At 60.8% G+C, this 24,396-nt stretch carries 19 protein-coding genes; 12 read left to right on the top strand and 7 right to left on the bottom strand.

All coding sequences use genetic code 11. The features are described 5' to 3' along the window. The first annotated feature begins 190 nt into the window (after positions 1–190). Genes BUA15_RS11460 through BUA15_RS11450 form a run of 3 tightly spaced genes read left to right on the top strand, consistent with a single transcriptional unit; the run spans position 191 to position 5,056 of the window. Entirely contained in the window at positions 191–1,492 is a 1,302-nt protein-coding gene (locus tag BUA15_RS11460; RefSeq protein WP_072716129.1) for an NRAMP family divalent metal transporter, read from the top strand. Continuing rightward, entirely contained in the window at positions 1,489–3,480 is a 1,992-nt protein-coding gene (locus BUA15_RS11455; RefSeq protein ID WP_072716128.1) for a hydantoinase/oxoprolinase family protein, read from the top strand. The genes BUA15_RS11460 and BUA15_RS11455 overlap by 4 nt, the downstream gene beginning before the upstream one ends. 1 nt (position 3,481) lies before the next feature. After that, positions 3,482–5,056 carry a hydantoinase B/oxoprolinase family protein gene (locus tag BUA15_RS11450; protein WP_072716127.1) on the top strand — a complete coding sequence of 525 codons (1,575 nt, stop codon included), beginning with the start codon at positions 3,482–3,484 and terminating at the stop codon, positions 5,054–5,056. A gap of 36 nt (positions 5,057–5,092) precedes the next feature. On the opposite strand, the gene BUA15_RS11445 is transcribed toward BUA15_RS11450, so the two are convergent. Continuing rightward, entirely contained in the window at positions 5,093–5,461 is a 369-nt protein-coding gene (locus BUA15_RS11445) for a hypothetical protein (protein WP_143149611.1), read from the bottom strand. A 66-nt stretch (positions 5,462–5,527) separates the two neighbouring features. Further along, positions 5,528–6,757 (bottom strand): vitamin K epoxide reductase family protein, encoded by a 1,230-nt coding sequence (locus BUA15_RS11440; protein WP_072716125.1) that lies wholly within the window; start codon positions 6,755–6,757, stop codon positions 5,528–5,530. Between the two features lie 155 nt (positions 6,758–6,912). Here BUA15_RS11440 and BUA15_RS11435 point away from each other — a divergent pair, with 155 nt between their 5' ends. The 4 genes from BUA15_RS11435 to BUA15_RS11420 are packed head-to-tail and all read left to right on the top strand — an operon-like array spanning position 6,913 to position 12,141. Next, complete coding sequence (locus BUA15_RS11435) at positions 6,913–8,790, top strand: chloride channel protein (RefSeq protein ID WP_072716124.1); 1,878 nt, start codon at positions 6,913–6,915, stop codon at positions 8,788–8,790. Beyond that, positions 8,787–9,743, top strand: coding sequence for a mechanosensitive ion channel family protein (locus tag BUA15_RS11430; RefSeq protein ID WP_072716123.1), 957 nt, complete (start codon positions 8,787–8,789; stop codon positions 9,741–9,743). The genes BUA15_RS11435 and BUA15_RS11430 overlap by 4 nt, the downstream gene beginning before the upstream one ends. Next, positions 9,697–10,398 carry a deoxyribose-phosphate aldolase gene (gene deoC / locus BUA15_RS11425; protein WP_072716122.1) on the top strand — a complete coding sequence of 234 codons (702 nt, stop codon included), beginning with the start codon at positions 9,697–9,699 and terminating at the stop codon, positions 10,396–10,398. The genes BUA15_RS11430 and deoC overlap by 47 nt, the downstream gene beginning before the upstream one ends. Before the next feature lie 3 nt (positions 10,399–10,401). Then, positions 10,402–12,141: a RecQ family ATP-dependent DNA helicase gene (locus BUA15_RS11420; RefSeq protein WP_072716121.1), complete on the top strand. Its 1,740-nt coding sequence runs from the start codon at positions 10,402–10,404 to the stop codon at positions 12,139–12,141. A gap of 72 nt (positions 12,142–12,213) precedes the next feature. On the opposite strand, the gene BUA15_RS11415 is transcribed toward BUA15_RS11420, so the two are convergent. Continuing rightward, a complete protein-coding gene (locus tag BUA15_RS11415; RefSeq protein ID WP_072716152.1) occupies positions 12,214–13,536 on the bottom strand; it encodes an amidohydrolase family protein in 1,323 nt (440 codons plus the stop codon). A 268-nt stretch (positions 13,537–13,804) separates the two neighbouring features. Between BUA15_RS11415 and rlmN the strand changes: the two genes are divergently transcribed. From rlmN to BUA15_RS11390, 5 genes are all read left to right on the top strand, one after another. Continuing rightward, positions 13,805–14,896: a dual-specificity RNA methyltransferase RlmN gene (gene rlmN, locus BUA15_RS11410; protein ID WP_143149610.1), complete on the top strand. Its 1,092-nt coding sequence runs from the start codon at positions 13,805–13,807 to the stop codon at positions 14,894–14,896. 46 nt (positions 14,897–14,942) lie between these two features. Next, positions 14,943–15,227, top strand: coding sequence for a hypothetical protein (locus tag BUA15_RS11405; RefSeq protein ID WP_072716119.1), 285 nt, complete (start codon positions 14,943–14,945; stop codon positions 15,225–15,227). Further along, complete coding sequence (locus BUA15_RS11400) at positions 15,202–16,860, top strand: ATP-binding protein (RefSeq protein WP_072716118.1); 1,659 nt, start codon at positions 15,202–15,204, stop codon at positions 16,858–16,860. Before BUA15_RS11405 ends, BUA15_RS11400 begins: the two co-directional genes overlap by 26 nt. A gap of 62 nt (positions 16,861–16,922) precedes the next feature. Further along, positions 16,923–19,820 (top strand): serine hydrolase domain-containing protein, encoded by a 2,898-nt coding sequence (locus BUA15_RS11395; RefSeq protein ID WP_072716117.1) that lies wholly within the window; start codon positions 16,923–16,925, stop codon positions 19,818–19,820. A 94-nt stretch (positions 19,821–19,914) separates the two neighbouring features. Beyond that, positions 19,915–20,166 (top strand): FmdB family zinc ribbon protein, encoded by a 252-nt coding sequence (locus BUA15_RS11390; protein ID WP_072716116.1) that lies wholly within the window; start codon positions 19,915–19,917, stop codon positions 20,164–20,166. Positions 20,167–20,229: 63 nt separating this feature from the next. Here the strand turns inward: BUA15_RS11390 and BUA15_RS11385 are convergent, their stop codons facing one another. The 4 genes from BUA15_RS11385 to BUA15_RS11370 all read right to left on the bottom strand — a co-directional run bounded on the left by BUA15_RS11385 (position 20,230) and on the right by BUA15_RS11370 (position 24,396). Next, positions 20,230–21,114: a hypothetical protein gene (locus tag BUA15_RS11385; RefSeq protein WP_072716115.1), complete on the bottom strand. Its 885-nt coding sequence runs from the start codon at positions 21,112–21,114 to the stop codon at positions 20,230–20,232. A gap of 279 nt (positions 21,115–21,393) precedes the next feature. Beyond that, the gene (locus BUA15_RS11380; RefSeq protein WP_072716151.1) at positions 21,394–22,143 is read right to left on the bottom strand and encodes a ThuA domain-containing protein; all 750 of its coding nucleotides are present in this window, start codon (positions 22,141–22,143) and stop codon (positions 21,394–21,396) included. A 38-nt stretch (positions 22,144–22,181) separates the two neighbouring features. After that, the gene (locus BUA15_RS11375) at positions 22,182–23,192 is read right to left on the bottom strand and encodes a sugar phosphate isomerase/epimerase family protein (RefSeq protein ID WP_072716114.1); all 1,011 of its coding nucleotides are present in this window, start codon (positions 23,190–23,192) and stop codon (positions 22,182–22,184) included. Between the two features lie 31 nt (positions 23,193–23,223). Continuing rightward, a complete protein-coding gene (locus BUA15_RS11370; protein ID WP_072716113.1) occupies positions 23,224–24,396 on the bottom strand; it encodes a Gfo/Idh/MocA family protein in 1,173 nt (390 codons plus the stop codon).

Below are 24,396 nucleotides of genomic sequence, written 5' to 3'. Positions count from 1 at the left end.
GTAATTGTTGCGCCTAAACTACAAAGCAAATTTTTAAAATGGAGCGCCTTCCAGAACAAACCCCTCGGGCAATGCCTGATCGGGGGATCGAGCGGCGTAGTCTCCTGGCGCTTTCGGGCAGGGGTGGCATTTTTGCCTTTCGTTCTCATAGTTTCCGGTCGCATTGCGTCTAAGCCTGCCGGCTCATTGCATGAAACGCTGGACCTCTATCCTGCTCGGCGCTGTCCTGACAGCAGCCTTTATTGGCCCCGGCACGGTCACGACAGCAGCGGCTGCCGGTGCGCACTATGGACTGGCCTTGCTGTGGGCGCTGACCTTTTCAACGCTGGCCTGCTGGACCCTGCAAGAGGCGGCTGCCCGGCTGGCCATCTGCTCAGGGCTGCCGCTGGCCGAAGCGCTGCGCCATCAATTCGATGGGTGGAAAGGCGTAGCGGTTCGCCTGTTGGCGCTGGGAGCCATCGTACTGGGTAATGCAGCTTTCGAAGTGGGGAACGTACTGGGCGCTGTTGCCGGCCTGGAGCTGGTGTGGCCGGTTTCTCGGCCTTTCCTCGTCATCGGTATCGGCCTCCTTTCAGGTGCCTTGCTCTGGTTTGGCACGCTTCGGATGCTACCGCGCGTGCTGGGTGCGTTCGTAGCATTCATGGGTCTGGCTTTTCTGGTGACGGCGCTGAAGGTGCATCCGCTCGACGGAGCCCTGCTACACCGGCTGGTCTGGCCCTCCCTACCGGAAGGAGCAGGCCTGCTGGTAATCGGTTTGATCGGCACCACCGTCGTGCCCTACAACCTCTTTTTAGGCTCAGGACTTGCTCAGGGAGAGCAGTTAAATGTTACGCGCTTTGGGCTCACCGTTGCGATTGTCGGGGGCGGTCTGATTTCCATGGCGATTCTGGTGGTGGGCACAGCCGTGCAGGGCGCGTTTACCTACGAGGCCCTTGCCGATACGCTCGGGCGGACGCTGGGAGACGGGGCGCGCGTGCTATTTGCTCTGGGGCTTTTTGCAGCGGGCTTTACCTCGGCGTTAACTGCTCCTATCGCTGCCGCCATTACGGCCCGGGGCCTGCTGGCCGACCCCTCGTCTGGCAACGCTTCGGAGCCCAATCGAACGTATCGGATCACCTGGCTGGTAGTCTGGGGAAGCGGCATAACGTTGAGCTTACTGGACCTGCGTCCTATTCCCGCCATCATTACTGCGCAGGCGCTGAACGGTGTGCTGCTACCGGTCGTGGCCGTATTTCTGTGGATAGCCACCAACGATCCCCGGTTGATGGGCCGCAATGGCCTCACGTCACGCGGGCTCAATCTGCTCACCGGCATTTCAGTTGGCGTGGCTGTGCTGCTGGGCCTGCGCAATCTGCTGGCGGCCCTGCAGGCAGCCGGCATAGGTCCGCCGCTTTCGGAGTCGTTGCTGCTGAAGGTGGCCGGTGGTCTGACCCTTGTGCTCCTGTTGTGCGTAAGCCGCTATCTGTACCGACTGCGTCGTTTGAGGTCATGAGCATCCGTGTGGGCATCGATATCGGCGGAACGTTCACCGATTTTGTCGTCTTCGACGAAGATCAAGGACGGCTGACCACGTTCAAGGTGTTTTCTACGCCGGATGATCCGGCGCGGGCCGTGCTTGAAGGTCTGGCTCAGGTACCGGAGGTTGCCCGACAGATTGTCCATGGTTCGACGGTCGCCACCAATGCCTTACTGGAACGGAAAGGTGCTCGCACGGCCTTTGTAACCACTGCGGGCTTTCGCGACCTGCTGCACATTGGTCGCCAGCATCGGGCTGCGCTGTACGATCTGGCCGCACGTAAACCGGAGCCGCTCGTACCGCGCCCGCTGTGCTTCGAGGTACCGGAGCGCGTGGGGCCCGATGGTTCCGTGCTTGTTCCACTTCACGATGCGGCTATTCCATCGCTGATCGAAGCGCTGCGACGCGCCCGGGTAGAATCGGTGGCCATTTGCTTTCTTTTTGCTTTTGCCAATCCAGCGCACGAGCAGCAGCTTGCCCGAGCGTTGCGTGCGGCTGGCTTTACAGTTGCCGCCTCAAGCGACATCCTGCCTGCTTTTCGAGAGTACGAGCGCGCCAGCACAACGGTCGCCAGCGCCTACGTGGCCCCTGTGCTGGATCGCTACCTGGGCCGTCTTGAGGCAGCGCTGGGAGCCTCACTGCGCGTCATGCAATCCAGCGGGGGGTTGATCCATGCGCGTGAGGCGCGCGCGCAGGCCGTGCGTTGCGTGCTCTCGGGGCCGGCCGGCGGGCTGATCGGCGCTCGTTTTGTGGCGGGACTGGCCGGCGTGCGTCATCTGATTACCTTCGACATGGGCGGCACCTCTACCGACGTAGCGCTGGTTCCTGACGCCCTGCCGCTAACCACAGAAGGCACCATCGGAGGGCTGCCCATCAGTATTCCGCTACTCGACATTCATACGGTCGGGGCCGGTGGAGGCTCTCTGGCCCGTGTCGATCCTGGAGGAGCGTTGCGCGTAGGCCCGGAAAGCGCCGGTGCCGATCCCGGTCCAGTCTGCTACGGGCGTGGCGGCACAGAACCTACGGTCACCGATGCGCACCTGGTGCTGGGCCGCCTCCGGCCGGAGACCTTTCTTGGGGGGCAACACCGGTTGGATGCCGAAGCGGCTCAGGAGGCTTTGACGCGCCTGGCCTACCGGCTGCGCCTGGAAGCCTCAGGCCCCCTGACCCCTGCTCAGGTAGCGGCGCAAGGCATCATCGCCATCGCGGAGGCCCACATGGCCCGTGCCCTGCGCGTCATTTCGGTCGAGCGCGGGTACGATCCTCGTGACTTTGTGCTTGTTTCGTTCGGGGGAGCCGGCGGGCTGCATGCCGCTACTCTGGCGCGTGCTCTGGGCATCCGCCGCGTGCTGGTCCCAGCACAGGCTTCGGTGCTTTCGGCGCTGGGCATGCTGGCTGCCGACGTCGTGCGTGACTACGTTCAGACGGTTATGTTGCCGGGTACGACTCCGCTGCGCGAGCTGCGCCGGCGCTTTCGCCTGCTGGTCCAGCAGGGAAGCGATCAATTGCGAGCCGAGGGATTCGCACCAGATCAGATTCAAATTGAACAGTTGCTCGACGTCCGCTATCCCGGCCAGAGTTACGAACTGACCGTGCCATTCAGGCGTGATTGGGCGCGCGCCTTCCATCGCCTGCACCAGCAGCGATACGGCTATGCCGCGCCGGAGCAGGTTCCTGAAATTGTTAACCTGCGCGTGCGGGCTACCGGACCGGTTGCGCCGCCTGTTCTTCCCACCGTAGCCTCCGGAGATCTCGAACCGCCGGCTGAAGCATTATTGGACACCGGTCCGGTGGTGCTTGAAACGACCCGTGCCATTGTACCTTTTTTTGACGCCACCCGTCTTCGAGCCGGCAATCGGCTAACAGGTCCGGCCGTGCTAGTGCGTCCCGACACCACCGTCTACCTTCCCCCGGAAGCCATTGCTCATATTGACCGTTTTGGCAATGTGTGGATCGAAAGCTGAAATGGATCCGGTTCGTCTGGAAATTTTCCGCCATCTGTTGGCTGCCGTAGCCGAAGAAATGGGCGCCGTGCTGCGCCGCACAGGGTTTTCGCCCAACATCAAAGAGCGACGCGACTATTCATGCGCTCTGTTCACGGCCGAAGGCGAACTGGTAGCTCAGGCAGCCCACATTCCCGTTCATCTGGGCGCCCTGCCGCTTTCCGTGCAAGCCTGCCGGGAGGCGTTTCCCGAGCTAAAGCCCGGGGACGCGGTCCTGCTCAACGATCCGTTTCGGGGTGGCACCCACCTGCCTGACCTGACGCTTGTCTCGCCGGTCTTTGTGGAGGGACAGCTTTTAGGCTTTGTGGCCAGTCGAGCACACCATGCCGACATCGGCGGCATGGCTCCGGGCTCCATGCCGCTGGCCCACGAAATCTTCCAGGAAGGATTCATTATTCCCCCGGTCAAACTGATGGAACGAGGCCGCCCTAACCCCTCTGTGTGGGCCCTGCTGCTGGCCAACGTGCGCACACCTGAGGAGCGTCAGGGAGACCTCCGTGCCCAGTTGGCCGCTAACGAACGAGGCGTTCGGCGTCTGCAGGAGTTGGCGGCTGCTTACGGCTTCGATACGCTGCGCACGGCTTTTTCAGCCCTGCTGGACTATGCCGAACGGTTAATGCGTGCCTTTCTGCGCACACTTCCTGACGGAGTCTGCCGTTTTGAGGATGCGCTCGACGACGATGGTCTGAGCGACGCGCCGCTATGGATTCGGGTAGCCCTGACTATTTCGGGAGACGCCGCTACCATCGATTTTTCGGAGACCGATCCCCAGTGCGCCGGCAGCCTGAACGCCGTCCGAGCCATCACGGTCTCGGCCGTGTACTACGTATTCCGGGCGCTCCTGGGCTACGACGTGCCTGCCAACGCAGGCTGCCTTCGTCCCTTGCAAATCATCACCCGTCCTGGTACGCTTGTCGATGCCCGGCCTCCTGCGGCCGTGGCCGGGGGGAATGTAGAAACCTCGCAGCGCATAGTCGATGTGCTGCTGGGCGCCCTGGCGCAGGTTTGTCCCGACCGCATCCCGGCGGCTTCTCAGGGTACCATGAACAACGTCACCATTGGCGGGCTCGACCCGCGCACGGGCCATTACTACACGTACTACGAAACGCTGGCTGGCGGGGCAGGCGCAATGCCCAACGCCGATGGGACGTCGGCCGTGCACACGCACATGACCAACACCTGGAACACCCCTATCGAAGCGCTGGAGTATGCCTATCCGTTGCGCGTAACGCGTTACGCCATTCGGGATGGATCGGGCGGGACTGGCCGCTACCGGGGCGGCGATGGGCTGATCCGGGAGATGGAGCTCCTGGCATCTGCCCGGGTAACCTGGCTCACCGAACGGCGACGGCGCGCGCCCTATGGATTGGCCGGCGGCGCTCCGGGTAAGCCTGGCCGCAACCTGTGGATCCATCAAGGAGAAACGCGCTGCATGCCGGGCAAAGTCAGTTTTCAGGCGGAAGCCGGCGACCGCATCCGTATCGAAACCCCTGGAGGAGGCGGCTGGGGAATTTCGTCTCCTGAAGAGACGCCCTGATCAATTCCCTTGACGTTACCGCCCCATCGGCCTGCCCTACCGGAGCGCCTGAATGCGGATTTTGCGCAGTCCCAGTGCGGTCAGCGAGCGCCCATCGCGGAATGGGGTCCAGAACAATCCCGCCAGTCCGCCAGTGCGCATTTCACCTGCTTGAAGCGTATCGGCTACCCAGGCGGTCTGTTCGCTGCCGTCGTCAGCCCGAAAAACCACCTGAAAACGAAGAGTAACGGGAAACGCGTTGCGATTGTGCAGCCGAAGCACTACCCCGTTGTAAGAAGTGTTCTGTTCCGAATAGAACAGATAAGTGATCTCCACCCCCCGATAGGTCAACAGGGGCTTCCAGACGGCCGTCCACCAGGGTTCTTCCTGAGCTACAGCCCGGAAGCCTGTCAGCAGCCACAGCATAAGGCTGAGCTGCATGAGCGGACCTTTCCGCCGCCGCTTTGCCTTCACCCCGCCATTTTTACCAGCTTACGATTCTTTAGCCTGCTGCTCAATCAACTGGCCAAGGCATTCCACTGTCCGAGCGACACCGGGCACGAAACGGCCGTTGATCAAAACGGTAGGTACCCCTCGCACACCGATCATGCTGGCTTGCCGGCGCTGCCGCGCCATGTACTCATTAAAAACCCCTTCATTGATCTGCTGGGCCAACTGGTCGGGATCCATGCCGATCTGTTCTGCTATATCCAGGATTTCTTCCAGGCGCAATCCTCCGGAACGCTGGCGTGCAAACTGCGCCTCCAGCATAGCCTCAAATTTCCCCTCCCGGGCTGCCGCATACAATGCAGCTACCTGCGGAATGGAGAATTGCCAGAGGGGGATTGGTTTGAACACAAAGTAGGCCTGCACCCCATAGCGTTCGATCACCTGTTTCATGACCGGATGAAAGCTCTTGCAATGGGGGCAGTTCGGATCAAGGTATTCGATGACCACCACCTTTGCCTCGGGATTGCCTGCTGTAGGATCATTCATTGTGATCAGCTCCCGGTAATAGCGTACCGGAGGCCGTTCTGCATCAAAAGTGCAGGTCTGAGCTGCTGGTTGCGCAGCAGGCGTTTCAGCCGCTGCTGTTGCTGGCGTCTCTGGCGCAAGTGCATCGTTCAGATATACGTCAGCGCCCATGAGCAGCACGGTTACCAGGGCCAGGCCGCTCAGAGCGAATCGTTCGGTGCGTAGCCGTTCCGGTCGTTCCATGGTGGCAGGACGGAAGGTGAATAGTTCGTAAGCCTGCAGGCCAGCCATCGTCAGCACCAGAGCCGCTGAGACGAGGCACAGCGAGCAGAAGGTAGCCAGTTCGAATGCTTGATAATAGAGCAGATAGAGGGTATAAAGCAAGCCGCCTCCGAGCAGTCCGGTTCGGAGCAGTTTGTACTGGGGCCGGCGAAGTGCCGGACGGACCAGTGCCAGGGCGCTAAGCCACGCAACTGCCGCGTAGAACAGGGCGCCCCAGGCCGTGTTGGAGATCCCCAGCAGCGTTCCGGCTGCACTCTGCACCACGGAAGCGCAATCGAAGGCCTGCTCCAGCGGAGCCAGACTTGCCACGCCAAAGCATCCTTCTTCAAATTGCCGCTGCTGTTGCACCCAGAGGTGCGTGGTATCGAGAAGGCCCAGCAGCGCAAGCCCAAAGATCCAGCGGTTAAGTCCGGCGCGCCGGCTGCGCAAACGTCCGCGCAAATCCGACAGATTCAGTGATGCCATTGCTCTGGCCTCAGGAATTTCACGCTCTCCAGTTAATGAAGAAAAATATGTCAGGGTTTCGATCCGGCACATCAGCGTCGATAACTTCAGGAACGTATCTTAGGAGGCAGGGTCCTGTAGCACCGAGCATTGAGTGTTGAATGATTTAGTCGGTTATGGCACGCCGCAACCATGTTGATCCTGCTCAGATTTTTCGGCTTTTCTATCCACGCACGCTTCTAGCCTGGACGCAGAACTTCGACTGGCGCATTACAGGGCGCTGGATGTTTTACTCGACCATTATTGGAGTGCTGGGGGCGCTGGCGGCCCTGGTGCTGGGCGAGCTGGTTACGCTGCTCACGCGTCTGATGCTGATCGATGGAGCCGGCTACCCGATGCCTTTTCCTAAAGGGGAAGGCGGCACGGATATTTTTGATCTGGAGCAGGTGTTGCAACCGACCCGGCGCTGGTTACTCCTGGTTGCCCCAACGCTGGGAGGACTGATTTCCGGGTGGATTGTGTTTACCTACGCGCCTGAGGCGGAAGGTCATGGCACCGACAGCGTCATTCGGGCCTTTCATCGGGAGCGGGGCTTTATGCGCATCCGAGTAGCTCTGGTCAAAACCATTGCTTCGGCGTTGACCATCGGGTCGGGCGGAAGCGCGGGCCGTGAGGGTCCCATTACGCAGATCGGTGCCAGCCTGGGTTCCTGGCTGGCGCAGCGGTTGCGGCTCAGCGAGCGTGAGCGCCGGCTGTTTCTGGTAGCCGGCATGGCAGCTGGCCTGAGCAGCATCTTTCGCTCCCCGCTGGGCGGTGCCTTTTTCGCCGTTGAGGTGCTGTATCGCGAAGATATTGAAAGTGAGGCGCTCATGCCGGCCATTGTAGCCAGCATTACCGGCTATTCCCTCTACACGAGCATTGAGCGCTCAGGGACGGTTTTTGTTACTCCTCGGTTTGAGTTTGTTAATCCGTTGGAGCTGCTGCCGCTTGTTGGCTTTGCGCTCCTGTGCGCCATCATCGGTATTTTTTACGTACGCATCTTTTATGGGACGAAGCGCCGGCTGTTTGATCCGCTTCCGCTGGCTCCGGCGCTCAAGCCTGCTCTGGGCGGCCTGCTGGTAGGCATTCTGGCCTTTTTCTTTCCGGCCATTATGGGCTCAAGCTATGGTTGGCTGCAGCAGGCCATCGACGGCAACCTGCCACTGGGCTTCATGGCGCTTCTGGCATTTCTGAAGATCATCGCAACGTCGCTAACGATAGGGTCTGGCGGTTCCGGGGGGACCTTCGCTCCTTCCCTGGTCATTGGGGGTATGCTGGGCGGCCTGTATGGCGAAGGCCTGCATCGGCTACTGCCCAACCTGGTAACCCAGCCCGAAGCCTACGTGCTCATCGGCATGGGCACGTTTGTGGGCGGAGCGGCCAACGTACCGATTGCCACGACAATCATGATTTCCGAAATGACCGGCAGCTACTCCCTGCTGGTGCCTTTGATTTTTGCCGGCGTTATCACGCATCTGGTCGCCCGGCGCTGGAGCCTCTTTGAAGAACAGGTGCGCACGCACAATGACTCGCCAGCGCATCGCGCCGAGCTTCTGCCCGACCTGCTACGGCAGATTCCGGTGGCTGCTGTCGTTGAGCGGGTGCCCTACTTTCACACGGTGGAACCGGGCCACACGCTGCGGGAAATGCTGGACGTATTCACGCGCACGCGGGAAGTGGTGCTCCCCGTGGTAGCTCCCGGCAAGGGTCACCCGCCGCACTATCTGGGGTTGGTGTTACTTGAAGACCTGCAATCGTTCCTGCGGGAGGCGGATGCGCTGAGCCCGCTCATTGTTGCCCAGGACGTACAGGTGCCGTTTGAGGCGGTGCGGCTGTCCGATACGCTTGAAGACGCACTCAATCGGTTCCTGGAGACGCGCTACCCTGAGCTGCCTGTGCTGGACGAACGCGGAGAAATTGTAGGCTTTTTGCGCCCGCATCAGCTCATTAGCGAATACCATCGCGCTCTGCTTCGTCACCTGCGGCACACGCCGGAAGTGGAGACCCGCTCATGAGCGAGCTGTTTTCTATCCAAGAACAGGACCTGTTTTACCGGCTCGCCCTGGCGATCGCCGGTCTGCTGGTCGTCTTTGTGCTGGTGCGCGTAACCATCCGGCTCCTCACGCGCCGCATCGACGACCCGGATCGCGTCTATCGCATCAGTCGCCAGATCCGACGCACCGGCGTTGTGGTCATGATAGGTCTCTTGCTGGTCATCTTTTCGCCTCGGCCGGCCGAACTGGTGGCCATCCTGACCGTCGTCGGTGCTGGTCTGGCCATTGCCCTACGCGAAACGCTGCTGAGCGTTGCCGGATGGCTCCGCATTGTGCTGATGCACCCTTACCAGCGAGGCGACCGCATTGAAATCAACGGGGTGCGCGGGGACGTCATTGACATTCGCGTCATGCGCACCACGCTCATGGAGATTGGTGGATGGGTCGAAGCCGACCAGAGCACCGGGCGCCTGGTGCACATCCCTAATGCCTGGGTCTTTCTTTACCCTGTGTATAACTACACCCAGGGATTTCGCTTTATCTGGAACGAGCTATCGGTAACGGTTACGTTTCGCAGCGACTGGCAGGCCGCCCGCGACATCATGGAATCGCTGGCCCGTGAATCAACCGCCATTATCGAACGCCAGGTGGCCGAAGAAATCCGCCAGATGTCGCGGGAATTTCTCGTACATTACAGCATCCTGACGCCGTTTGTTTACGTGCGTATCGTAGAGAATGGGATTCGCCTGACGCTCCGCTACCTGTGCGAAGTGCGCAAGCGTCGCGGCACCGAACACGCCCTGACGGTCAGCATCCTGGAAGCGTTCCGCCAGCATGGCGGCATTGAGCTGGCCTACCCTGCCATGCAGGTAGCCCTGCCCGATACGCCCCAATTTGGTTCCCTACCACCACCGAACCGCACCGACCATGACGCCCCGGGAACTCGCCCGCCTGATCGACCACACAGCCCTTAAGCCCGACACGACCGACGCGCGCATTCGCGCGCTCTGCGACGAAGCGCGCCGCTATGGCTTCGCTGCCGTATGCGTTAACCCCTGTTACGTACCGCTGGCAGCCGACCTGCTGCGCGACAGCTCGGTAGCTGTCTGCACTGTTATCGGCTTTCCACTGGGCGCCAACCGTACGGCGACCAAAGCTGCCGAAGCAGCACAGGCTATTCAGGACGGAGCAGCCGAGCTGGATATGGTGCTGAATATTGGCCTGCTGAAAAGCGGGCGGCTTCAGGAGGTGCTGGAAGACATACGCGCGGTGGTGAGCATCGCCCATCAGGCACCACCACCGGCCGGACGCGAACGTGTGCTGGTGAAAGTGATTCTCGAAACAGCACTGCTCACCGATGCCGAAAAGGAAACCGCCTGCCGCCTGGCATTAGAAGCAGAAGCCGACTTCGTCAAGACCTCTACCGGATTTGCGGGAGGGGGCGCTACCGTCTCCGACGTGAAGCTCATGCGTCGGGTCGTAGGAAGCCGGATGGGCGTGAAGGCTGCCGGTGGTATTCGAACGCGCGCCCAGGCTGAAGCCCTGGTTGCTGCCGGCGCTAACCGGCTGGGCACCAGCGCGGGCGTAGCGCTGGTTACCGGCGAAGCTATCGCATCCGAACGGTACTGAACTATGCGCGAGGTAGCGGCCGACTTATATGACACGGCACGCACCCTGCTGCGTCGCTACTGGCGGCACGAAACCTTTCGACCCGGGCAATGGGAAATCATTGAAGCCGTTCTTCAGCAGCGGGACGCGCTGGCCATCCTGCCAACAGGCAGCGGCAAGTCGGTCTGCTATCAACTACCGGCCTTAATGCTGGAAGGCCTGACGCTTGTCGTTTCACCGCTTATTGCGCTCATGGAGGACCAGGTAGCTCGTCTGCGAGCGCGCGGCATTGCTGCAGCGTTCCTGCACGGTCATCTGACCCCGCAGGTGGCCGAACAGTGCTGGACCAATGCCGAGCACGGGGCGTATCGACTGCTTTACGTAACCCCAGAACAGCTCATCACGCCGCGTTTTGCTGAGCGTGCCACACGGTTGCGGGTAGCCTTGCTGGCCATCGACGAAGCGCATTGCGTCAGTGAGTGGGGCGTGCAATTTCGTCCTGCCTATTTACAGGTGCCCGAAGCCCGCCAGCGTCTGGGCAACCCTCCCCTGCTCGCTCTAACCGCAACGGCTACCCCACGCGTACGGCAGGACATTGTTGCCAAATTAGGGTTGCGCACTCCCCGTATCGTCGTGCGCGGTTTTGACCGACCGAACCTGATCTGGTCAGTGTTCCAGACTGCTCACAAGGCCGAACGCGTCCGAGCTGTGCTGCAGGGAGTGCCGGGGCCGGGTATCGTGTACTGCGCCACCCGCCGAAGCGCTGAGCGCTGGGCGGAGATACTGCGCCGCATGAACGTGGCGGCCGTCTGTTACCATGGAGGCCTTTCGATGGCCGACCGCACCGCCGCCTATCGTGCCTGGCGAGAAGGGCGTGCTCGCATCACAGCTGCCACCAGTGCGTTTGGCATGGGCATCGACCGTCCAGACGTGCGCTTTGTCATTCATGTTGAGCTTCCCTCTTCGCTGGAGGCATATTACCAGGAAGCAGGCCGGGCAGGACGCGATGGACGCCGGGCTTATGCCGTGCTCCTGTTTCAGGAACGCGACATCGCTTTGCAGCAGCACCTTATAGCGCAGCGCTATCCTGGCCGCGACGTGGTAGCACGCATCTTTGAGGTAGCATGCAGTCTGGCTCAGGTCCCCATAGGTTTCTGTCCGACCACCCCTGTTCTGCTTGACACCGAACGCGTGGCCCGCATCGTGGGCGTACCGGTCGGAGCTGTCCAGCACACCCTGGAGCTCCTCACACGCCACCATATCTGGGAACCTGTCTGGCTACCCCCCCACTACGTGCTGCTGCGCCTGCAGGGCACGCCAGACACGCTCCGGCGCTTTGCGGCTGCATCAAGCAATCGGCGGCTGTCCCGTTTTGTCGAGGCGTTGCTGCGCACCCTTCCAGCAGAGGCGTTTGCAACCTGGTGGCCGGTTAGCCTGCGCCGCCTGGCCCACCGCACCGGCCTGGAACGCGACCGCCTGCTACGCGGCCTGGATTTTCTGCGCGAGCGCACGCTACTGGATTGGCTGGAGATCGGCCGCGCTCGATTCGTTCGCTTCAAAATGGCCCGCCCTCAGCGGCTTATCCTTGATGATCGGCTGCTGCATCAGGCGCGCGTGCAGGCCAGAGCCCGTCTGGATGCTCTTATACGCTACGCCCGAACCCCCACCTGCCGCCGCCATTTTCTGCTCACCTACTTTGGCGAATCAGTCCCTGAACGCTGCAACGCCTGCGACATCTGCCTGGAGCGTCATGCTTCCGTTTAAAACAAGCAGCGGCGCTTCCCGGACCATCCCCCGGGTACAAGCTCTTCGGGTTTTGCCCCACTGTCGCAGGGTCTACCGGGCATAACGCGCTGCAATGGCTTCCAGGCGAGCTTGCAGTTCGCTTTCTGGGAACCAGCGGCCCCGTACCATGACACCTACCCGACGTTTCAGGTGCTCCAGGTTTTCAAGGGGATTCCCTTCCAGCAAAATTAGATCGGCCCGGTGCCCGATGGCCACGGCGCCGAAGCGATCGTGCCGTTGGAAATACTGCCCCACGTTGTACGTAGCCGAACGCAAAATCTGATAGGGCGTCAGACCGGCTGCCTCCATGCGCGCCATTTCCCGATATACAGAAAACCCTGGTACGCTGAACTGCTGGGGAGAATCGGTACCGAACAGGATGCCTACCCCGCCATCTGCCAGCGCTTTAAGCAGGCGCATGCGGTTGGCAATGTGCTGGCGGGCTGCCGCACGGTCCAGACGGGGATTGTTCAACCGTCGCTCATGCGCTCGCACCCATCGCGCGACGATCTCCGGTGGCATATACCGCAATTCTTCGTAGCGCCTGAGCGTTTCCAGGTCGGCTGCGCCCATCAGCACCTCCCAGAGCGCCATCGTCGGTACGACCCAGGCCTGCGCCTCCCGGGTTAGACGCACGATCTCGCGCAGCCGCGTCTCGTCGATGGGCCGGTCAAACGCATCCAGGTAGGCAATGAAGCCATCCAGATGGTCGAACGTCTCCTGGCCCATTTCAAGAGCATGGCGCAGGCCTACCTCGTCCGGCACGTGTCCGGCAAAACGAATTCCCACTTCGTGCGCAGCGCGCGCCATCGCATCGTAGACTTCCGGTCGAAGCCCTTCTTGCACTTTGAGCAGATCCCAGCCTTCAGCTTTTTGCTGCCGCACCCTTTCCTCCGCTTCCTCAGGCGTGCGAACGGTTCGTCCGCTAAAGGCAGGCCCGGCCAGGTAGAGCGTTGGCCCCACCAGTTCTCCGCGCTGAATGCGCTCGCGTAACTCCAACTGGGCCGGATTTCCCAGCATTCCGCGCACGGTTGTGACGCCATTGGCCACGTACAGCCACATCACGTCTTCGACGTACTGCGCCGGTGCATTGCCGCCAGGCACGTGCCCATGCATCTCGGCCAGCCCGGGCAGTAAGTAGCGTCCCCTCCCCTCAATGCGCCGCGCGTTCTCCGGGATCTCCACGGCAGCCGCCGGTCCTACGGCTATGATTCGCGTGCCACGCACCAGGACGGTCTGATCAGACAACACAGTATCCCGATCCATCGGAAGCACGTTCACGTGCACAAAGGCTGTAACCGGCTCCGCCGTCGGCTGCGCCTGGCAGGCCAGCGCGCCCATAACAAAGAATCCGAGTATCTGAAGCATTTTCATGGCGACCTTTTCCATCTGAGCGTATACAGGGACCGTCTAAAGCATACGAAAGCGGCAGGTTGGAGGAAAGAGCTGTTCCCGAAGAAGGAGCCTTTTTTCTGCCGCCATTTCTCGTACTTACTATCCTCTGCAAGCTCACTCCTTTAGCAACCTGCCTTCATCGCCCTGTGATCTAGCGGCAGCAGCTACTGCCCGAAGGCCCCCCTGAACCGTTCCACAGGCCCTGCGTTGGAATGAAGCCCACAGATGATTAAGTCTTTTCGGGATCGTGCGCACGCCCACACCAATTGATCTGCGGACGCTCAGTCGCGAGGAGCTGGAGCGGCTGGCTGAAGATCTGGGAGAACCGCGCTATCGGGGTCGCCAGCTTTTTAAATGGATCTATGGGAAAGGGGCTGTGTCCGTCGCGCAGATGACGGACCTGCCTAAATCTTTTCGGGCAGAACTGGCCCGCCGCACCTGCATCACGCGGCTGGAGCCTGTGCGCCAGCTCACGGCCAGCGACCAGACGATCAAGGTGCTCTTTCGGCTTCCCTCGGGGCGGCACATCGAATCGGTGTTGATTCCGGACTTTGATGAGACGGGCCGCGTGCGTCGCCTGACGGTGTGCGTCTCCAGTCAGGTGGGCTGCGCGATGGGCTGCGCTTTTTGCGCGACCGGTCTGATGGGGTTTCAGCAAAACCTGACAGCCGGTGAGATTTACGACCAGGTTTGGCAGCTCAACCAGCTGGCCGAGACCCGCTTTGGCCGGCGCATCACAAACGTTGTGTACATGGGCATGGGTGAGCCGCTGCTGAATTACGACGCCGTGCTCCGAAGCGTAGCGCTGCTGACCGATCGGGATGGCCTCGGGCTATCGCCGCGCCGCATCACAGTTTCGACTGTAGGACTGGCACGCCGCATCCGGAAGCTGGCAGACGACCGAGTGCGTTTTCGCCTGGCGGTCTCGCTGCACGCTCCCACCAATGCGCAGCGATCGGCCATCATGCCGGTCAACCGAAGCGAGCAGACCGATTTGGACGATCTGATCGAAGCCATTCGCTATTTTGAACAGCGTACAGGGCAGATTATCACCTATGAATATTGCCTGTTTGAGGGCTTCAACGACCGTCCCGAAGATGCGCATCGCCTGGCCGACCTTACCAGACGGGCACCCGGTAAGGTTAACCTGATCCTGTACAATCCAGTTGAAGGCCTGCCTTTCTGCCGACCTTCCGAAGCACGCCTTCAGGCCTTTATCCGGGTTCTGGTCGCCCGCGGTGTGACGGTTACCGTGCGCCGAAGCCGGGGCCAGGACATCAACGCTGCCTGCGGCCAACTGGCCATCCGTGAACCCACCCGTTCCGAAGTGGTGTCATAATGTTGTCACGCTTCCTCCAGCAACTTTAACCAGACCACACAGGGCCATGAATAGCTGGCACGCTGAACGCACAACCGATACCGGGGCTGACCTGCAGTGGAGCCTCTTGCGCTGGATCGGTGGTTTTATCAGCGGCGCACTGGCCGTGCTGTTGCTTCCTCGCGCCGCGCGTCTGTTCATTCGTCGCATCCTGCCAGGTCTGTTGCTCGACGTGATCCTGGCAGTAACCGTAGGCCTGATTGCAGAAAAAGCACTGGACTGGTTGCAGCGTCAGCCAGCGCCTTCACCAACCACACCGGAACCTCATGGAACCGCTTCGCCGACTGAATGAGCGTCCAGACCGACTGGGCGTCATCACGCATGGATCGTTGACCAAGGGCGTCGAAATGAAGCTTGACGCCCACGAATCCATCGAAGACGTGGTGGCGGGCACGTTTGTGGTCATCCAGGGAGAAAAATATGACTTTTTCTCCCTGATCACAGACGTGCGCATCGACGCGGCCAACGAAAATATCCTGCTCCATCCTCCCTCCACGGACGACCATCTGTTGCGTCAGATCTTGAAGGGCTCGGGCACTTACGCAACCGTCACGCTCAAGCCCATGCTCATGATGCGTAACGATGGGCTGCAGGAGCTGGCCGAGATTCTCCCTGTCAAAACAGTGCCCAGTCATTTCGCTCCTGTTGCCCGCGCTACCGCTGAAGACGTAGCCCGCATCTTCGGCCACGAGGCCAATGAAGGAGGCCATCGCTACTTTCAGATTGGCGAGCCGCTGGGCATGCCGGGCATTCCGGTCTGCATCGACCTGGATCGGTTTGTGGAGCGCTCCAATGCCGTCTTCGGCAAAACGGGCACCGGGAAAACCTTCCTGACGCGGCTGCTTCTGTGCGGCACGATCAAAACGGGAAAGGCCGTCAATCTGGTGTTTGATATGCACTCCGAATACGGTTACAATGCCCGTAAAGAAGACGGCACCTTTGTCAAGGGTCTGCGCGAGCTGTTTCCAACGCGCGTGCAGGTTTTTTCCCTAGATCCTCAGGGAACGCGCGAGCGCACCGGCCGCGATCCAGACTGCGCCGTTTACCTGTACGCCGACCAGATCGAACCGGAAGATATTCTGCCGCTTCAGGACACCTTGAATCTCAACGAAACGGCCGCTGAGAGCAGTTACCTGCTCCAGCGCAAGTTTGGGCGCAACTGGTTGCTCCGCCTCCTGCAAACTTCCGAAGCTGCATTGAACGAACTGGCCGAGCACGTGGGCGCGCATCCGGCTTCGCTGGGAGCCCTGCGGCGCAAGCTCGCCACATTTGAACGCTACGACTTTTTCAAGACCGAACCGTCGGCGGGTAAACGTGACGTGCTGGAAGATCTGCTGGAAGCCCTGAACGACGGCAAATCGGTCGTGCTCGAATTCGGGCGCTATGACGACCTGCGGGTCTATCTGCTGGTAGCCAACGTGATTACGCGGCGCGTTCGCGCCGCCTATGAAGAAAAAACGGCGCACTACCTGCAAACGCAGGATCCGGCCGACCGTCCCCCTCAGCTTATCATCACCATTGAGGAAGCCCACAAATTCCTGCTGCCCGGCATTGCTCGCGAGACGCCCTTTGGCAAAATTGCCCGGGAAATGCGAAAGTACTTTGTCTCGCTCCTGGTGGTCGACCAGCGGCCCAGTGCTATTGACGAAGAAGTGCTCAGTCAGATTGGCACGCGCATTATCGCCCAGCTCAACGACGACAAAGACCTCACGGCAGCACTGGTAGGCACGCGCGATGCCGGCGCACTGCGTCAGATTCTGGCATCCCTTGACTCCAAGCAACAGGCGCTCATTCTGGGGCATGCCGTTCCCATGCCGGTCGTTGTGCAGACGCGTCCGTACGACGAGACGTTCTACCAGGCTATGCGCGGACCGGAGCGCAGCTTCGAGGAGCTGGATGATGAAATGAAAAGCCTGTTTCCTTAATTCACATTAAAGAATGAAATTTTGTAAACTCCGGCAGACGTTCCCAAACGGCATGCTTCCCCATGACGATGCGTCTGCTGTCTGTCCTGCTCTTTGCGGGCAGTGTTACGCTCCTGGCCTTCTCGCACCGCTCTGGTGCTGCGCATGATCCCTCCCGATTAGGTGCCTGGACCGAGACGCAGCTCCGAGCGCTAACGCTGGAGCAGCAGATCGGCCAACTCTTTGCCGTCCGAGCCCGTGGCGTATTCCAGAGCGTGGACGATCCGGAATACCGCGAACTGGTGCGCCTGGTGGAGGAGTTTCAGGTGGGGGGGATCATTTTCTTCCGAGGCGATCCCTACAGCCAGGCTGTGCTTGCCAACGACCTGCAGCGCCGAAGCCGGCTGCCGTTGCTTATTGCCCAGGACACCGAGTGGGGCGTGGCCATGCGCGTTCGCCGCACCACCAGTTTTCCGCGCGCCATGGCCATCGGCGCTACCGGCAACCCGGACTATGCCTATGCAGTCGGCTACGTAACGGCTCGGGAAGCACGGGCCCTGGGCGTGCACCAGCTCTACGCACCGGTCGCGGACGTAAACAACAATCCGTTCAATCCGATCATCAATGTACGTGCCTTTGGCGAAGACCCGCTCTTTGTGGCCACGATGGTACGGGCCTTTGTGCGCGGCGTGCAAGATGCGGGCGCCGTTGCCACGGCCAAACATTTTCCCGGTCACGGCGACACGTCCATCGACTCGCACAGCGATCTGCCCATCCTCCGGTTTGACCGCCGGCGGCTCGACACGCTGGAGCTGGTGCCGTTTCGGGCTGCGATCAAAGCAGGCGTGCGAAGCATCATGACCGGCCACCTGGCACTGCCTTATCTGGACCCAACCCCTGACCTGCCGGCTTCCCTTTCACGTCGCATTACACACGATCTTTTGCGTAACGAGCTGGGCTTCAACGGCCTGGTGGTTACCGATGCCCTTGAAATGCAGGGCGTCACCAAACACTTCGGCGTCGGGGAAGCCGCCGTTCGGGCGCTGGAGGCGGGTGCCGACCTCCTGCTTCTGTCAGAGGATGTTGAAGCAGCCCGCGCCGCCATCCTGCAAGCCATTGCCCAGGGCCGCCTCTCCAGAGAACGCATTGAGGCCTCGGTGCGCCGCATCCTGCTTACCAAGGAATGGCTGGGGCTGCACCGGGAGCGAACCGTCGATCTGAACGCACTCCCGTACCTGGTAGGCATCGCGCCCCATCAGGCCCTGAGCCAGACCATCGCCCGTGCTTCCCTGACCCTGCTTCGAAATGCGAACAACCTGCTCCCCCTACCTGATATTCCAAACGCACCGCGGCGGCTTCAGGTAGTCATTCTCAGCGACAGCGACGACCCCGCCACCGGACGCTTTTTTGTCCAAACCCTTCGCGAGATCGCCCCGGAAGATCACGTAACAGCCCGCCTACTGGACGTGCGCTCTCATCCTGAGGAGTACCAGACCGCCCTGCGGGCTGCGGCCCACGCCGACGTGGTGCTGGTACCGGCCTACCTGTTTGTCCGCTCGGGCACCGGCCGCATTCGCCTGCCCGACCGTCAGCGCGAATTTCTAGACGCGCTGATTGCGCAGGGCCCCCCGGTCGTGCTCATTGCTTTTGGCAACCCCTATATGATCATGGACCTGAAGCGCCCCCCTGCCGTTTACCTGGCCGCCTATGGCGGCAACACAACCACCCAGCGGGCCGTCGTGCAGGCTCTTTTCGGCCAGGCACCTTTCACTGGTCGTCTCCCCATCACCATTCCCGGCTACTTTCAACGCGGCGATGGCCTCCAGCTCGAACAGGTGGTCCCTCGCCTGGCCTACCCTGAAGAAGTAGGCATGAGCACCCGACGACTCTACCGGATCGACTCGCTCCTGCAGGCTGCCATTGCCGAGCGGGCCTTTCCGGGCGCCGCTGTAGCGATTGGCCGAGGTCCGGCTATCGTGTGGCTGAAAGGGTACGGGCACTTTACCTACACGTCCGACCAGCGCGTTACGCCGGAATCGGTTTTTGACCTGGCTTCTCTGACCAAAGTCGTGGTTACCACTACGGCTGCCATGCAGCTCTACGAGGCCGGACAGTTAGACCTAGACGCTCCCGTCGCCCGCTACCTGCCCGCTTTCGGCCAGAACGGTAAGGAACGCGTTACGATTCGCCAGTTGCTGTCGCACACGGCGGGACTAGCTCCGTTTTATCCCTTCCACCGCATGGGAATCACCTCACCCGAAGCAGTGCAGCAGGCGATTCTGTCCGACTCGCTGATCTACGAACCCGGCACGCAGGCGCGCTACAGTGATCTGGGCATGATTGTGCTGGGCTGGGTTATTGAGCGCATTACGGGCCAGTCGCTGGACCAGTATGCGGAAACGCATATCTTTCGTCCGCTGGGCATGCGTCATACGGGCTTTCGACCCGTTGGCCGGCCCGACACCACCATAGTGCCTACGGAGCTCGACACCCTCTTTCGCCATCGGCTCATCCAGGGCGAGGTGCACGATGAGACCGCCTGGATCTTAGGTGGCGTGGCCGGGCATGCCGGACTGTTTTCTACGGCGGCCGACCTGGCCCGCTTTGCCTACATGCTGGTTAATGAAGGCCGCATCAACGGAAGGGCGTTCCTGAAACCGGAAACCATTCGCCTGTTTACCACGCCGGTCGATCCGGAGCGTGCGGGAACGCGCGCGCTGGGATGGGATACCCGGAGCCCCGAAGGCTATTCGTCGGCAGGTCAGTTTTTCGGGCCGCGCAGCTTCGGACATACCGGGTTTACAGGGACGTCGATCTGGATCGACCCGGACCAGCAATTGTTCGTTATCCTGCTGACCAATCGGGTCTATCCCACCCGGGAGAATCGAAAACACCTGGCTGTACGTGCCAAACTGGCCGACCTTGCCTACCAGGCCATCATCGGCCCTCCTACGCTGAACCTCGACACCCTCCTGCCGTAAAAGCGCCGTCCGACAGGTTGTCGGTGTGGAATACGATTTGTGGCAGCCAGACGCCGAATTTTCTGCAAGCTGTTAAACCAGAAGGGGTGTCGCTATGCCGACCTACGTGTACCGTCGTGAGGATGGAACCACTTTTGAAATCGAACAACGCATTACCGATCCACCGCTGACGCACTGCCCGACCACCGGTCAACGCGTTGAGCGGATTATCACGGGATCGGCCGGGTTGATCTTCAAAGGGAGTGGCTTTTATCTGACCGACTACGCTCGCAAAGGCAACAGCAACAGCTCAAACGGCAACAAAGCCAAAAGCGAAACGACCTCTTCAGGGGACAAAAGTAACTGAAGCGCGATTCTTCTGCGGACAGAGCACGCGGAAGCCGGGAGGAATTCCTCCCGGCTTCCGCATTTAACGGCTCCGCGCACGAGCAACCTGCTGCCGCAACCAGCGCAGCGCACCCGGGGTATTTTTCCAGTAAGGTCGGGCTACCGATACGTAGTCAACGGCTTCCTCCACACTTCCCGGCTCAATTGTGTCAGGCAGAGCACGAGGCAGCTTTTTGCGTCCCAGCAAGTAATCCAGGACATAAGGATTGGTCTGACGCGCCTCGCGCAACGCCTGCCGTGCTACCAGCGTATCGCCTTCGCTCCGGTACAGCACAAGCGCCCGGCTGTAGCGCCAGGCGGCTGATTCGTCATCGGGATACATGTCAATAAGTCGGCGAAGCGCCTGCAGGTCGTTGCGAATCAGCAAGGCCTCCAGCAGCAAATACCGCACGTGCAGGTGATCGCCCGCGTCTAAGCGAAGGAGCTCCCAGAAGTGCTGCAGCGCGGCGTCCTGCTCTCCCAGCAACCACAGACATTGCGCCAGTCCTACGCGGGCTCGCAAGTACGGACGGGCCTCCGGGATCTGCCAGAAGCATCCACACTCCTGCTCAAATAAAGCGGGCGGTAGCGCACGCTCGCCGGCGGCAACCCCTTCCCGATAGCAACGCAACGCTTCTGCTACATCGTCTGCCTCTTCAGCCAGCACTACCCAGGCATCGGCGCAGTCAGGAGAGCAGTCCAGTGCCTGCCTGGCCAGCTCAATGCGGCGCCGCCGATCAGGCTCGTGCCACGCCTGATAGATCAAAGCCTGGGCCTGCTCCAGGGGCGTGCTACCAGGCGGTGCAAGCTCGACTTCCTGCAACAGTTCGTCAAGCCATGCTTCCCAGTCCACCTCCCCATTCTGCTCTGGATCTGCAGGCTTTCCTGCCGCTCGTTGACGTTGTGGATGGTAGTTACGCTCGGCCATAAAACGTTAGCAAGTCTTTTTTGTATTTCTGCGCAGCAGGCTACTACGCCCACAACAGCACGCAGCAACGCACAGCCTTTGCAACGCGGACAGCCTTTTTTCACCGGTGAAGCCTTCTTTCCCCCTTCCTCACCGGAAAGAGCTCGGAGAAGGACTCCAACCAGGCCTCCCCCTCTCCCCCTTCAGCGCAGCGTCACACCGAAGCACCCCTTCAGACTTCGCCCCCTGCAAGAGGGAAGGTGCGTGCTGCTCCAACCCGTCATAAAAGAAGAGGTTCGGTCAGCGTGCCCGTCCGGCTGCCCACAGAATACCGCCCAGCAGGTGCTGTCGAAAAAGCGGTTCTGCATAGCTTTCCTTTGTATGTCCCATCGCCGTGTACCAGGCCCGTCCGCCCGCATAGGTGTGATACCACGAAATCGGGTGATCTTCGCCCATTTGCCCTCCTTCATAGGTGCTTTCATCCACCACGGCCAGCACCTGCACGCCACTGAGGCGCGGATTTTCACGGAAGTTGTACCATTCGTCGGTGCGCCTCCAGCTTGCGGGAAGCGCCTGCGTGGATGGATGTCCCGGGTCCACAACACGTACGACAGCTTCCTGAATACGCGGATGGTTTTTGAAGTACGCACCGACCAGCTTACCATACCAGGGCCAGTCGTACTCGGTGTCGCTGGCCGCATGGATTCCTACAAATCCACCTCCCTGCTGGATGTACGCCTGAAATGCCACCTGCTGAAGCGAGTCGAGCACGTCGCCTGTGGTATTTAAAAAGACCACCACCGCAAACCGAGCCAGCGAGTCGGGATGAAAATAGTCCGGATCCTCTGTAGCGATTACCGAGAATCCGTGTTCGGCCCCAAGTGCCCGAAGCGCCGCAATCCCATCTGGAATGGACGCGTGCCGGTAGCCTTCCGTCCGGCTGAAGACCAACACCTGAAAGGCGGCAGGTTTTTCAGCGGGATCCTTTCCGGCCAGCGAGCAGGCGCTCCACGCCAGCAATCCTCCCAGCAACAGACGAAGCAAGTGCATGGTATTGCTTCCCGCAGGCATCATACAGAGTCCATGGCCTACGGCTGGCGTTCACGAGCGAAGGCGGCGTCAAAGGCAGCGGCCGACGGGGGGAAGTCCAGGGCCTTTACGCGCGCGCAGGCTTCGCGGGCGCCGTGCTCCCGTTCCATTCCGATATCCTCCCACTCGATAGAAAGCGGTCCGTCATAGCCAATCCGGTTCAGCGCCCGAATAATCTCCTCGAACCGGATATTACCGCGGCCAATCGAGCGGAAATCCCAGTAGCGGTCGCGGTGCCCGAAAGGCAGGTGTCCTCCGAAGACTCCGGAGCGTCTGGGGACGGGCGACCACCAGACGTCCTTCATGTGCACGTGATAGATGCGGTCCGCAAAGCGTTCGATAAACGCCACGTAGTCAACGCCCTGGTATCCCAGGTGGCTCGGGTCGTAGTTAAAGCCGAAGGATTCGCGATATCCAATGGCTTCCAGGGTGCGCTCGGCCGACGCAATGTCGAAGGCAATCTCGGTTGGGTGCACTTCAAGCGCGAAGCGCACGCCCACTTCCTCAAACACATCCAGGATGGGATTCCAGCGGCGGGCAAAATCTTCGTAGCCTCTTTCAATCATGCCGGGTAGCAGGGGCGGAAAAGCGTACAGGAGATGCCAGATACTACTGCCAGTAAAACCATTGACGACCTTGACTCCCAGCTTAGCGGCCGCTCGAGCGGTGTCCATCATTTCCTGCGCCGCGCGCTGCCGCACGCCTTCCGGGTCGCCGTCGCCCCAGACGTGCGGCGGCAGAATTGCTCTGTGTCGTTCATCGATAAGGTCGCAGACGGCCTGTCCCACCAGGTGATTGCTGATGGCCCAGACCTTCAACCCGTAGCGTGCCAGCAATTCCAGTCGCTGCTCGCAATAACCTTCTTCTTGGAGGGCGCGTTGCACGTCGAAGTGGTCGCCCCAGCAGGCCAGTTCCAGGCCGTCGTAGCCCCATTCGCTGGCCTTTTTGGCGAGCGTCTCCAACGGCAGGTCAGCCCATTGTCCGGTAAACAGAGTAACCGGTCGTGCCATGCTATTTCTCCAGGTTTTACTGTCAACGAAGTTATGCTTCTGGAGGCGTGTAGCGTGCATCCACCCAGGCGCGGCGGCGGCCACTTTCCAGGGCCGTCAGGATGAAATGCACGCCTCGCGCCCCATCCTGCACCGTTGGAAAGTCCAGATCCAGCGGATCGGGTTTTTCACCTGCCAGCCGCGCTTTGAGCGTCCGCGCAAAATTCAGGTAAATGTTGGCAAACGCTTCGATAAAAGCTTCAGGATGACCGGCGGGCAGCCGTGAAGCGCGCCGGGCAGCCGGTGCCAGGTATTCGTTTCCTCGCTTGTAGACTTCCTCGGGCCGATCCGGATAGCGCACGTACAGGTAATTCGGTTCTTCCTGGTGCCACTCCAGGGAGGCTCGGGTGCCATAGATCCGAATGCGCAGGTTATTTTCCTCGCCGACCGATACCTGAGAAGCGTATAGAATACCCCGCGCGCCGTTCTGGTAGTGCACAAGCAGGTTCGCGTCATCTTCGACCTGGCGTCCGGAAACGAACGTTGTAATATCGGCGCAGAGCCGATCCAGCTCCAGGCCGGTGATGTAGCGCGCCAGATGCTCGGCGTGCGATCCGATATCCCCCAGGGCACCGGCGCCGGCCCGTCTGGGATCCGTACGCCAGGCTGCCTGCTTCTGGCCGGTCTGCTCCAGGGGCGTGGCCAGCCAACCCTGCGGATATTCGACCACAATCTTGCGGATATCGCCCAGCAGACCCTCCTGCACCAGAGCCCGCGCCTGTTTGACCATGGGATAGCCCGAGTAGTTGTGAGTCAGTGCAAAGAGCACGTTGTGGCGGGCTACCAGTCGGCACAGATCTTCGGCATCTTCCAGCGTAGTGGTCATGGGTTTGTCACACACTACATGGAAGCCGGCCTCAATGAACGTCTTAGCAATGGGGTAATGCAGATGGTTAGGTGTAACAATGGAAACAAAGTCAATGCGTTCTTCAGGGGGCAGAGCCGCCTCCTTTTCGGCCATCTCCTCATAGGAACGGTACACGCGTCGGGGATCCAGATGGAGCAGGGCCCCCATGTGACGCGACTTGTCTGGATCTGACGAGAACGCCCCGGCCACCAGCTCAATCTCCCCATCCAGCGCGGCGGCCTTGCGATGGACGGCCCCGATAAACGCTCCGGGCCCTCCTCCGACCATTCCGTATCGAAGTTTACGAGACAACGGCAT

Source organism: Rhodothermus profundi, from assembly GCF_900142415.1.
GTDB lineage: Bacteria > Bacteroidota > Rhodothermia > Rhodothermales > Rhodothermaceae > Rhodothermus > Rhodothermus profundi.
Note: the sequence above shows the minus strand (reverse complement) of the source record. Positions and strands in the feature narration are given on the sequence as shown.

Excerpts from the sequence above, each read along its gene's own strand:
- BUA15_RS11460 (WP_072716129.1), top strand. The coding sequence starts at position 191 with ATGAAACGCTGGACCTCTATCCTGCTCGGCGCTGTCCTGACAGCAGCC.
- BUA15_RS11455 (WP_072716128.1), top strand. The coding sequence starts at position 1,489 with ATGAGCATCCGTGTGGGCATCGATATCGGCGGAACGTTCACCGATTTT.
- BUA15_RS11450 (WP_072716127.1), top strand. The coding sequence starts at position 3,482 with ATGGATCCGGTTCGTCTGGAAATTTTCCGCCATCTGTTGGCTGCCGTA.
- BUA15_RS11445 (WP_143149611.1), bottom strand. The coding sequence starts at position 5,461 with ATGCTGTGGCTGCTGACAGGCTTCCGGGCTGTAGCTCAGGAAGAACCC.
- BUA15_RS11440 (WP_072716125.1), bottom strand. The coding sequence starts at position 6,757 with ATGGCATCACTGAATCTGTCGGATTTGCGCGGACGTTTGCGCAGCCGG.
- BUA15_RS11435 (WP_072716124.1), top strand. The coding sequence starts at position 6,913 with ATGGCACGCCGCAACCATGTTGATCCTGCTCAGATTTTTCGGCTTTTC.
- BUA15_RS11430 (WP_072716123.1), top strand. The coding sequence starts at position 8,787 with ATGAGCGAGCTGTTTTCTATCCAAGAACAGGACCTGTTTTACCGGCTC.
- deoC (WP_072716122.1), top strand. The coding sequence starts at position 9,697 with ATGACGCCCCGGGAACTCGCCCGCCTGATCGACCACACAGCCCTTAAG.
- BUA15_RS11420 (WP_072716121.1), top strand. The coding sequence starts at position 10,402 with ATGCGCGAGGTAGCGGCCGACTTATATGACACGGCACGCACCCTGCTG.
- BUA15_RS11415 (WP_072716152.1), bottom strand. The coding sequence starts at position 13,536 with ATGAAAATGCTTCAGATACTCGGATTCTTTGTTATGGGCGCGCTGGCC.
- BUA15_RS11405 (WP_072716119.1), top strand. The coding sequence starts at position 14,943 with ATGAATAGCTGGCACGCTGAACGCACAACCGATACCGGGGCTGACCTG.
- BUA15_RS11400 (WP_072716118.1), top strand. The coding sequence starts at position 15,202 with ATGGAACCGCTTCGCCGACTGAATGAGCGTCCAGACCGACTGGGCGTC.
- BUA15_RS11395 (WP_072716117.1), top strand. The coding sequence starts at position 16,923 with ATGACGATGCGTCTGCTGTCTGTCCTGCTCTTTGCGGGCAGTGTTACG.
- BUA15_RS11390 (WP_072716116.1), top strand. The coding sequence starts at position 19,915 with ATGCCGACCTACGTGTACCGTCGTGAGGATGGAACCACTTTTGAAATC.
- BUA15_RS11385 (WP_072716115.1), bottom strand. The coding sequence starts at position 21,114 with ATGGCCGAGCGTAACTACCATCCACAACGTCAACGAGCGGCAGGAAAG.
- BUA15_RS11380 (WP_072716151.1), bottom strand. The coding sequence starts at position 22,143 with ATGCACTTGCTTCGTCTGTTGCTGGGAGGATTGCTGGCGTGGAGCGCC.
- BUA15_RS11375 (WP_072716114.1), bottom strand. The coding sequence starts at position 23,192 with ATGGCACGACCGGTTACTCTGTTTACCGGACAATGGGCTGACCTGCCG.
- BUA15_RS11370 (WP_072716113.1), bottom strand. The coding sequence starts at position 24,396 with ATGCCGTTGTCTCGTAAACTTCGATACGGAATGGTCGGAGGAGGGCCC.